This window comes from Proteiniborus sp. DW1 (genome assembly GCF_900095305.1).
GTDB lineage: Bacteria > Bacillota > Clostridia > Tissierellales > Proteiniboraceae > Proteiniborus.
Genome location: NZ_FMDO01000029.1, coordinates 73,974 through 80,763 on the forward strand (window position 1 = coordinate 73,974; position 6,790 = coordinate 80,763).

4 protein-coding genes and 2 pseudogenes are annotated in these 6,790 nt (G+C 30.6%); 5 read left to right on the top strand and 1 reads right to left on the bottom strand.

The window, feature by feature from the left end; translation table 11 throughout:
- The first annotated feature begins 16 nt into the window (after nt 1-16).
- The 5 genes and pseudogenes from DW1_RS06975 to DW1_RS06995 all read left to right on the top strand — a co-directional run bounded on the left by DW1_RS06975 (nt 17) and on the right by DW1_RS06995 (nt 5,199).
- A complete protein-coding gene (locus DW1_RS06975; protein ID WP_074349894.1) occupies nt 17-1,069 on the top strand; it encodes a FecCD family ABC transporter permease in 1,053 nt (350 codons plus the stop codon).
- 121 nt (nt 1,070-1,190) lie between these two features.
- Nucleotides 1,191-1,793 (top strand): hypothetical protein, encoded by a 603-nt coding sequence (locus DW1_RS06980; protein ID WP_074349895.1) that lies wholly within the window; start codon nt 1,191-1,193, stop codon nt 1,791-1,793.
- Nucleotides 1,794-1,874: 81 nt separating this feature from the next.
- A complete protein-coding gene (gene trmL, locus DW1_RS06985; protein WP_074349896.1) occupies nt 1,875-2,345 on the top strand; it encodes a tRNA (uridine(34)/cytosine(34)/5-carboxymethylaminomethyluridine(34)-2'-O)-methyltransferase TrmL in 471 nt (156 codons plus the stop codon).
- A 59-nt stretch (nt 2,346-2,404) separates the two neighbouring features.
- Nucleotides 2,405-4,009: a Na/Pi cotransporter family protein gene (locus DW1_RS06990; RefSeq protein ID WP_074349897.1), complete on the top strand. Its 1,605-nt coding sequence runs from the start codon at nt 2,405-2,407 to the stop codon at nt 4,007-4,009.
- Between the two features lie 276 nt (nt 4,010-4,285).
- Nucleotides 4,286-5,199 (top strand): annotated as a pseudogene (locus DW1_RS06995) (IS982 family transposase).
- An 83-nt stretch (nt 5,200-5,282) separates the two neighbouring features.
- Here DW1_RS06995 and istA read toward each other — a convergent pair.
- Nucleotides 5,283-6,377, bottom strand: a pseudogene (gene istA / locus DW1_RS15800) (IS21 family transposase); the annotation flags it as partial.
- Nucleotides 6,378-6,790: the final 413 nt, after the last annotated feature.

Consider the following 6,790-nt stretch of genomic DNA (forward strand, 5'->3'; position numbering starts at 1 on the left):
GGTTGGTAGAGGTAATATGGATGAAAAAATAATAAGCAAAAAAAAATGGAGTATCATTATTATAGTCTGTGTAATATCTTTAATTATTAGTATAATAACGTTTTCGACTTTAGGCTCGGCAAGTATTAGCCCAATAGACACCTTTAAGATTGTGCTTTCTAGAGTACCTTTATTGGGAGATAATATAGATATTTCATACTTGCCAAAGTCTCATCAAACTATCATACTTAATATAAGAATCCCTAGAGTTTTAATTGGAGTAATAGTAGGGGCTGCTTTAGCTGGGGTAGGAGCTGTTTTTCAAGGTATGTTCAAAAATCCAATGGCAGACCCATACGTTATAGGTATATCTTCTGGAGCTGCATTGGGAGCAGGCTTAGCTATTATTTTCGGACTAACTTGGACAGCCTTTGGCATATCCACTATATCTATAGCAGCATTTATAGGAGCTATATTATCAACCTTTTTAGTATATTGGATTTCAAAAGTAAAAAATAAAGTTCCAGTTACAATATTACTGCTATCGGGAATTGCAGTAGGTCAATTTTTAACAGCTATATTATCATTCTTAATGGTAATATACACAAAAGACATGACAAAAATAATATATTGGACTTTAGGTAGTTTTTCAGGGAAAGGTTGGGAGCACTTAGCTTCTATATCTGTCCCAATATTATTACCTATGATTGCTATTAACTTGTTTTCAAGGGATTTAAATATAATGCTCTTAGGAGAAGAATCAGCACAAAATCTAGGCATTAATGTGGAGAAAACAAAGATAATTATATTAGTAATTTGTTCTTTAATTATATCAATTGCAGTATCAGTTAGTGGGATAATCGGGTTTGTAGGTCTTATAATCCCACACATTGTAAGACTAGTAGTAGGTCCAGACCATAGAATTCTTATTCCTACTTCTATGCTAGTAGGAGGAATATTTATGATATTTGCGGATACAATAGCTAGGACTATGATATCTCCTACAGAGATACCTGTAGGTATAATCACTGCTATTTTTGGTGGACCATTTTTTATATATTTATTAAGAAAGTCTAAGAAAAATATATAGTTGTTGTACATAAGAACATTAAATATCTTAAAATAAATGAGAATAAATCTGTTTAAAATACAGAATAATAGATTCTAAGGACCAATTCTTAGAATCTTTTTTATGACCTAACCTGATTGTTTTGAGACTGAAGGAAAGACCAAACTTAACGAGGTTCAAAATTGTTAAGAGTAGTCTAGAAGAAATATGTGCTGTAGACTATAGAAAACAACCTGTTGGAGGGATAAAAATTATAGATTTAAAAATTGATGAGATATTTAATAAAAATACAAAAGAAATTTTCAAGCAATTTGTTAATATGGATTTAGATGAGAAAACCTATAAATCATCAGATATAAAATTCAATGATGGGGTATCTATAATCGTAAGTCTTTCAGGTATACTTTCAGGACAAGTAATTGTAAATATCCCAAGAGAATTAGCAAAAATCATTTATCATAGACATAAGAAGGGTGTTCTAGCTGTTGAAATAGACGGAAATGTCAGGAAGAGTATTTTGGAATTATGGAAGATTATTATTGGAAATTCATGTGCTAGTTTTTATGAAAATGGAGTTTCAATAGAATTAGGAAGCTATTGCATGATTGAAGGCAATGATGTTAACTATACGACCATTGATAAAAATGTAACAATAATTCAATACGAAACAGCTTTGACAGAAGCGAATATGATAACAATATTGGATATTTATGGGGAACAAAAATTTAGTAATTTTAACAATTGACATAATAATAAAAGACTAGTAAAATCAATTGGGTTGTAATAAATAACATTTAATTAATAATACCAATATAGGGGGGAAATTATGCCACTTAATGTTGTACTAGTTGAACCGGAAATTCCGCAGAATACAGGAAATATTGCGAGGACCTGTGCAGCAACTGGCTCTTCACTTCATCTTGTAAAACCTTTAGGATTTTCAATAGACGATAAGCATGTAAAAAGAGCTGGACTTGATTATTGGAACTTACTTGATTTACATGTCTATGAAAGTCTAGATGAATTTTTTCAAAAAAATGATTCAAATGAGTTATATTTTGCCACAACTAAAGGCTATCAAAGCTATACAGAGTTTAATTTTCAAGAAGGAGCCTATTTATTATTTGGAAAGGAAACAGCAGGACTACCTAAGAATATTCTTTCTAAGTATCCTGAAAGGACTATGAGGATACCTATGGTAGAGGATGAGAGAGCTAGATCTTTAAATCTTTCGAACTCTGTTGCCATAATAGTATATGAGGCTTTAAGGCAGCTTAAATTTCCCAAACTTATATAAAAATATAGATCAACACATTAGCTAGTGTCAAATTTATTTTTGAAAACAGGAGGTTAATTATGCAAATTGCTTTTGGTGTGTTAGGAGGATTAGGGCTATTCTTATATGGCATGAATCTTATGGGGACAGGCCTTCAAAAAGCTGCAGGAGAAAAACTAAAGAGACTTATTGAAGTACTTACTAGTAACAGGTTAATGGGAGTAATCGTAGGTACTCTTGTTACTATGGTTATTCAGAGCAGTAGTGCGACAACTGTCATGGTTATAGGGTTTGTAAATGCAGGTTTAATGACCTTAAGTCAAGCAGTTGGAGTAATCATGGGCGCAAACGTTGGAACCACTATGACAGCTCAGCTTATAGCTTTTAAATTAAGTGACTATGCCCCTGTAGTAGTAGCTATAGGTGTTGCAATCTGGCTTTTCTCCTCTAAGAAAAAGAATAAGGAAATAGCTGAGATTCTTATTGGATTCGGTATTCTCTTTATCGGTATGGACTTTATGGGTAACCATTTAAAGCCATTAGGAGAATATCAAGGTTTCAAAGATTTACTGGTAAGCCTTGAAAACCCATTTTTAGGAATATTAGTTGGATTTGGACTAACTACTTTACTTCAAAGCAGTAGTGCATCTATAGGACTATTGCTAGCACTTTCCGGTCAAGGTCTTATTACTATAGACATAGCATTACCTATACTTTTTGGAGATAATATAGGGACTACAACTACTGCGCTTATATCAAGTATTGGAGCAAATAAAACTGCTAAAAGAGCCGCCCTTATACATTTTTTATTTAATGTTATAGGAACAATTATATTTATGTTTATTTTGAGAAAGCCAGTAGAGGCCTTAGTTATGAGCTTTACACCAAATGACATTTCAAGACAAATAGCAAACTCTCATACTCTATTTAATTTAATTAACGTAATAATTCAATTCCCATTTGCAGGCTTTTTAGTTTTAGCTGCTAGGAAGCTTATTAGAGGTGAAGAACAAGATGAAGTTCATGGTTTAAAATATTTAGATACAAGAATTATGGAGACTCCGTCTATAGCTGTAAATCAAGCAAGTAAAGAAGTGCTAAGAATGGGGAAAATTGTAAGAGACAATTTAAGAACTGCATTTGAAGCTTTTTATCAAAAAGATGAGAAGCTAGTTCAAAAGGTTTTTGAAGAAGAAAAAAGGATAAATGAAATAGAAAGAGAGATAACTAAATACTTAGTTCAGCTTTCTAATGCTCCTCTTACGGATCAACAACATGCTAAAGTGAATATATTGTTCCATGCAATTAACGATATTGAACGTGTAGGAGACCATGCTGATAATATAGCTGAATTATGTCAAGATAGGATTGATAACAAACTATGGTTCACGGACACAGCCTTAGATGAGTTGCATATAATGTTTGATAAGGTCGATGAAGTATTCAGTAAATCTCTATTGACATTTAAAACTGCAGATGCTAAGGTTGCAGAGGAAGTTATTACATTAGAAGCAGAGATTGATATGATGGAGAAGAAATATAGAGATTCTCATATAGAAAGATTAAATACTCAATCATGCGAACCTAGTTCAGGTATAGTATTTTTAGACTTAATAAGCAACCTTGAAAGAGTGTCGGATCACTCGTCAAATATCGCAATGTATATAATGGATGCACTAAAATAATATGCAATCGAGGAAATTGCATAATTACATTTGTAAAACTATAAAAATAAAGCAGGTTGAACTAAGTCCACCTAAAGCGAGATTTTAATTAAATGGTAATATAATTTAGTTTGTGCTTTTGTGAAAAATAATGCTCTTTTCTGGCAAGAATCTAAATAATATTTAAACCAGAAAGGAGCATTTTTTATGTCAATATTACCAAAATAAGTATTAAGAGAAATGATAAAGGAAGGAAACCTAAAGACAGCTAGTGATCTCCATTTATATCTAAAGGATATGTTTAGGGAAGCGCTTAAGGATTTTTTCTTGGTAACCTATGTAGTTATTGATGATTTATGCCAAGAAGTGTCTCCAGAATACGTTAAATTTCGTAAAAATATTGAGTATTCAATTTTATCTGATAGCGAAATCATTACCATTAGTATTGTAGATGAATTGCTATCTATAGATTCTGAAAAAGCTTGGTTTAACTTTTGTAAAAAGAATCTAGCTGATCTATTTCCTAGATTTTGCGATAGAACTAGATTTAATCGAACACGTAGAAATCTACATTCTATCATAGATGAAATTAGAAAAAAGCTTTCTTCAAAACTTGGATACATTAATGATCCTCATAGAATAATTTATAGTATACCTATACCAGTTTGCAAATTTGGTAGAGCTGTATTTCATAAAGCTTTTAGGGCATAGCCACCTATGGCAAATGTCCATCTAAAAAAGAAAATTACCTTGGTTTTAAAGCTCATATACTATGCACTTTGGATAGATATATTACAGACTTTGTTTTAACTGATGCTAATAAAGATGATCGTAGTGCTGTTTGGGACTTAGTTTCTAACTATAACTCATTAAACATTATAGGAGATAAAGGTTATATAGGGGAAAAGCTAGCTTTAGAACTAAAGCAAGAAAAAGAAATAGAGTTAATATCTATGAAAAGAAATAAAAGTAAAACCCAATTTCCTAAATCCTTTAGACAATTAATTTTTAATGCTAGAAGAAGGATAGAAACTTCATTCTCCCAATTAACTGAACAGCTTAATATAAATATAGTTAGAGCTAAGTCTATATGGGGTCTAATAACAAGATTACGAGCAAAAATTTTAGGTCACAATATTTGCTATTTTATTAATAAATGTCTTAATAAAGATATTAGCTTAGCAAATATCAAAGAATTAATATTTGGATAGATAATCCCAATATAATTAATTTCAAACTCCTAAAATAAGTCTAACTTTATTAGTTACCATATTTTTTCTAAAATAGACTGTGCCATTAGTGTTTTGTAATCTTCATGATGATAATTGAAATTTTTATCACTTATTTGATGAATACGTATTAATTCTGTGTTACAATAGATATGTAATTCATTTTGAATTTGCTTTAATAATACTTCTTTACCGATGTATTTCGGTGGAACAGAGTATTTTCTTCCCTTGTAATTTACTAATGAATCTTTATGAACACAGGCTCTCAACTCATGGTTCATATATGATTCAATTATCTGGTTTTTAGGCAAGGGTTGAAGATACTCTTTTTCTTTTTGAAATAGAAGTATTGGTGGTACACCTGTAGCTTGACTAACATATTGATTTACCTGTTTTTTTATTATATTTTTCAAATCATCTTCATCTTCAAACTCATAATTGTAGGCTAAAAGCCATTCAACAAATTTATTTGCTGTCTCTACTTTCCCTTTAGTAAATGATCTTCTTGGCTTACAAAGAGATATTTAAAAACCAAAATCATCTGCAAATGCTTGCATCTTTGTATTTATCCTCCTCCTTCCATTTATTAAATTTACAACAGTACTCATATTATCAACAAGATCTCTTTAGGAATACCTCCCGTCTTTTTAAAAGCCTTAATTAATGAATCAAATACATCCTGTTGAGTTCTATGTTTCTTATATTCAAAGTGACAATATCTTGAATTACCTAGCTTGTAAGTAAAAACATTTATGATAAACTCCTCGTTATATTTAGATATTAACTTTAAATCCTCTTTCCAATCTGCCTGAGCTTGTTTGCCAGGTGGTGTTTCAAACTTTGGATGTCCCTTTGTCTTACTAATGGGTTTTAGATTATTATTCTTAATGTATTTATTAAAGTTAGAATTAGTCCCTACATCACACTCCTTGTCCACAAAATACTCATAAACAGCTTTAACTTTAACTCCCTCAATTTGAAGTTTTTCAATTATTTCGTCTTTATATTTATCTAATTTACTTAGTTTATTCCTTGATTTTGGTTTTCCCTTCATATCCATCATAATATTTTTTAACAGTTCTTCTATCAATGCCATATTTTCTAGCTAACTTTGAAAAGTTAGGTTTTAGTTCCATAGCTTTTATTATGCCTAATTGCATTCTTAAGCCGTCTTCCATTGCTATCCCTCCTAAAGTAAAGATAGCAACTATGTACATTTTTGTACATTTTAATTTTATCATTTACAAGGGATTAAAATGTTTATGAAGATCACAAAAAGTAGGCGAGATATCAAGTGTATATCAATTAACAGAAGAGCGCATTGATAGAATTAAAGATAATAACCTGAAAAAAAATAGTTTTGCAAAAAATACATTTGCCTTTGATATGGATATAGAGGATTTTTTAAATATTCAAAAACCAGATTGATGAGTTAAAATGAATTATAATAAAGTTTTTATAGGGTTGTCCGATAATAATATATTTGCTTAAAAGTTTGCGGGGATAGGTTCTAAACATTGCATGTCACATTTTATAATGGGCTTAAGGATTCAAAAAAAAACTTGCTTTTTAT